2 protein-coding genes and 1 pseudogene are annotated in these 2414 nt (G+C 70.2%); all 3 read left to right on the forward strand.

All coding sequences use genetic code 11. The features are described from left to right. Nucleotides 1–287: pseudogene (locus N864_RS25240) on the forward strand (ATP-binding protein); the annotation flags it as partial. Between the two features lie 104 nt (nucleotides 288–391). Continuing rightward, entirely contained in the window at nucleotides 392–955 is a 564-nt protein-coding gene (locus N864_RS21495; protein WP_240474445.1) for a hypothetical protein, read from the forward strand. 2 nt (nucleotides 956–957) lie between these two features. Further along, nucleotides 958–2414, forward strand: a 1457-nt coding sequence (locus tag N864_RS21500; protein WP_034722260.1) for a type IV secretory system conjugative DNA transfer family protein, incomplete at its 3' end; no start/stop codon positions are given.

Consider the following 2414-nt stretch of genomic DNA (forward strand, 5'->3'; position numbering starts at 1 on the left):
ACAAGCTCACCGACTTGGAGAACGTCGGCGACCAGGGATCGGCGATGCGGTCGCTGGCCAACTCTTTGTTGGCGAACGCCGAGTCGCGGATCATCTACCGGCAAGAATCCGACCAGCTCGGCACCACCGCGAAGACCCTCGGCCTGACCGGCACCGAACGCTCCCTCCTGCCGACCCTCGGCACCGGGCAAGGACTGTGGCGGATCAAGGACCGCTCCTTCGTCGTGCAGCACCAGCTCCATCCCGACGAGTACGACCTGTTCGACACGACCGCCCGCATGAGCTGAAATCTCCGCAAGTTCCCCGGATTTCTGACTATTCGTCACTGTGGCTGACGGTTCGTCAGTATTCCTGAAGGTCTATCGGAAGCCCTGACGATTCGCGCGTGAACATGCGTGTCCAGCGCGAGACGGGCGGGGCGCACCTGGCGGGCATGAGAAAGAACCCCACCAGCCCCACTCCGTCCGAGTCCGCACCGGTGTCGTTGCGAACCGTCGTCCTGGACGTCCAGCCGGACGGGTCGATGACCGTCACGATCGACGGCACCCCGCACCCGCGACCTGAGAACACCGGGGTGTGGTCGCGGAAGATGTTCCCGCAGATCATCGACCAGGCCAGTGATGAGCGGGCGGTGCCGGTGCGGTTCGAGGTGCATGAGGCCGACGGCACCAGCTTCACCGACCTCATCCCGGCCGCGCCCCGCAAGCCCGTAGCCGAACCGACGCCGCAGAAGAAGGAGAAACGCAAGCCGGGCCGGCCGGTGCTGGTCGAGGTCACCGGGGACGGGTTCGTGCCCGGCGAGGACGTGGCGGTCGCGGTGATCGTCTCCCACACCGACGCCACCGGCGACGGCACCGCCCGCGCCCTCCTCGACCCGGCCCAGACCACCATCTCGGGTGGGGTGGTGTTGGTCGGGCGCATCTCCGGCACCATCGTCGTGGAGACCCTGCGATGAACATGGCGTCGCAGGGACGGCAGACCGGCAGCTTCGGCGACGAGCTGACCAACGCAGCCATGATCGGACTGGTCGCCCTGTTCGGCCTCGCGCTCATCCTGCGCGCCGCCGGCAGCATTGCCGCGTTCCTCACCGGCACCGACCAGCCGGCGGCAGGGCCGGCGGCGGGGGTCGGTGTGCTGTTCCGGCCCGGCGACCCCGCCGCCGCGCTCGACGCGGACGGGCTGCATCCGTTCGCCTACTGGACGGTCGCCGTCGTTCTGCTCGCCGCTCTCGCCGCCGCGGGCGGCTGGGTGTGGGTGCGGCTGCGCCGTCACGCCCGCAAGGTCGAGACCGACCCGCACACCACCGCCGGGATCGCCACCTCGCATGAGATCACCACCACCGCGTCAGCGCGGGCGCTGCTCAAACGCGCCGCGAACCTGCGCCCCTCCCTGGACAGCCCGACACCGGCGGACGTGGGGTACCGGCTCGGCACCAGCAAAGGCAAAGAGGTATGGGCATCAGTCGAAGACTCGATCCTGCTGATCGGGCCGCCCCGCTCCGGCAAAGGCCTGCACGTGGTGATCCCGGCGATCCTCGACGCGCCCGGCGCGGTGATCACCACCAGCACCCGACCCGACAACCTCACCGCGACCCTGCGCGCCCGCAAACGGATCGGCCCGGTGGCCGTGTTCGATCCTCAGCACTTGGCCGAGGGCGTGCCGGCAGGGATGCGCTGGTCACCCATCCGCGGCTGCGCCGACCCGCTCACGGCGATGATCCGCGCCACCGGCCTCGCCTCCGCCACCGGTTTGTCAGCGGGCGGGGTGGAGTCCGGCGGGTTCTGGGAAGGGAAGACCCGCACCGCCCTCCAAGCCCTGCTGCACGCCGCCGCCCTCGACCACCGAAGCCCGGAAGAGCTGTTCCGGTGGACTCTCGACCCCTCGGCGGCGGCCGAAGCGGTCGCGATCCTCACCAACCACCCCGACGCGGCGACCGGATGGGCGGACTCGCTGGAATCCATGATCGACGCCGACCCCCGCACACGGGACTCGATCTGGCAGGGCGTGTCCCTCGCCCTGGGCGCACTAGCCGACCCGCGGGTGCTCGATGCCGTCAGCCCCGGCCCCGGCAAGGACTTCGACCCCGAACGGTTCATCCGCGACAAAGGCACCCTCTTCCTCCTCGCCACCGGCGCCGGTGCCGGCGCATCCGCCGCACTGGTCGCCGCCCTGGTCGAAGACCTCGTGGAGACCGCCCGCCGGATCGCGGCCCGCTCACCGGGAGCCCGGCTCGACCCGCCCGTGCTGCTCGCGTTGGACGAGATAGCCAACCTCGCACCGCTGCCGTCCCTGCCGGTGCTGATGGCCGAAGGCGGCGGCACCGGCATCACCTGCGTGCCCGTCTTGCAATCCCTCGCCCAAGCCCGCGACAAGTGGAACGAGAACCAGGCGAACGCGATCTGGGACGCCTCGAT

It is taken from the genome of Intrasporangium chromatireducens Q5-1 (assembly GCF_000576575.1).
In the GTDB taxonomy this organism is placed as follows: Bacteria; Actinomycetota; Actinomycetes; order Actinomycetales; family Dermatophilaceae; genus Intrasporangium_A; species Intrasporangium_A chromatireducens.